This window comes from Belliella alkalica, from assembly GCF_022549785.1.
Classification (GTDB): domain Bacteria; phylum Bacteroidota; class Bacteroidia; order Cytophagales; family Cyclobacteriaceae; genus Belliella; species Belliella alkalica.
The window spans coordinates 1-1578 of the sequence record NZ_JAKZGO010000058.1 but is presented as its reverse complement, the minus strand read 5'-3'; the positions used below and the strand labels follow the sequence as shown (position 1 = coordinate 1578).

Here is a 1578-nt window from a genome sequence, read left to right as displayed (position 1 = left end):
CCTGTTTTGTGCGATGGGACACCCACTCTAAATTTTCATGATAATAGAGATAAGTTCCTGTTGTTGCTCTGTGGGTTTTAGTGGTATAGTTGTATAAGTTTTTGATTCTGGCAGGAATACTTTTATCTGATACATGTTCTTTGTCAGCTCTATTGCACTTGTTGCAGAAAACTCTGCTTTGGCGATTTTAAGCAGTCGTTCCAGCTCCTTAAAGACTGCATAAGACACAAAGCAGATGCAGATGTGTGTTTCTATCCTTCGCGGTATGCGATGATAAATAGGCCTTATGCGTATATCGGTTTTACTTATCCGAAAAGCTTTCTCGATATGCCACAGGTTTCCGTATGCTGCAATGACTTCTGTCGGTTTCAGGGTTGTGTTCGTCAGATAGCCTTTCAAACCATCCCATTTTGCATCCATTTCATACTTGGAGTAATCGATAGCTACCTTTATGTCTGATTCCAGCTTGAGGTATTTGTTATATCCTCTATTATTGATGCTGTTTTTATCAAGTTTGCCGTTTTTAACCTTTTTTTCAAGCTTTTTAAGACCTTTTTCCCGATTATGGTAATCCTTTTTCCTCCGTTTTTCTGAAAAGCTCACAACAAGTCTATAACCCTCCTTTTTTATTTCCTTTGGCTTGTCAWCGGTCACCTCCAGTTTCTGGATTTTATCTTTGATCTCGGTGCTTTCATTTTTGATTTTACCACCCAGAACAAACTTATACCCATTGCTGATGAGTGCATTGATATTGGTTGATGACAATAGGCCTGCATCAGCAATCACAATAGGTTTGTCAATACAAAACTTCTTTTCAATATTTTTCAATACTGGAATAAGCGTATGTCCTTCATAGGTGCTTCCTTCAAAAATATCATACCCCAAAGGATAGCCTTCAGGTCCTACAAGCAGCCCTAATTTAATCTGGGGATGCTGGTGTTTACCATCTTTTGAATAGCCTATTTTCCGTAAATCATCTTCATCTGGTATCTCGAAGTAAAGCGTAGTCATATCATAAAAAACAAGACCGATATTTCCTCCTAAAACCTGCTTGAAGTRTTTAAATGTCAACTCTTCAATCTTGTCTTTATATTTTCCATGGATCTTATCCATATAACGATAGATGGAATAAACGCTGATTTCCTTGTTCTTGAATCTGGCAAGGTAATCTATGGTTTTCAGCTTGGATCCGGGATAAACAAGCCGAGACATAATCAGATCTCTGAAAAGTTCATCTAATCCAATAGTATGATAACCTATTGATTCATAAACTTTACCAAGAATATTGTCGGGGCCAACCAACTCTACTTCGCTATTGCTGACATTGGAAAGAACGGATTTAAGGTTAGCATCCCGATCGTTAGAAAACAGAGTAACCTGACCTTTCATCCTTTCGATTTCTAGCTTAGCTTGCCTTTCAAGAATAATAAGCTCTGATTCGTCAAAAGAACTACCTAATGACTTGACAACTTTATTGATTCTTCCCACTTTTTGGATAATCTGTACACTAAAGCTACCGCTGGAATTCTTTTTGCGTCTTACAAACATAAACTAAAAATAGTCCGAGACACCCAAAAA

At 37.6% G+C, this 1578-nt stretch carries 1 protein-coding gene; it reads right to left on the bottom strand.

Going from position 1 to position 1578, the window contains the following annotated elements:
• Positions 1-27: 27 nt before the first annotated feature.
• Complete coding sequence (locus MM213_RS20575; RefSeq protein ID WP_241414767.1) at positions 28-1548, bottom strand: IS1634 family transposase; 1521 nt, start codon at positions 1546-1548, stop codon at positions 28-30.
• Between the last annotated feature and the right edge of the window lie 30 nt (positions 1549-1578).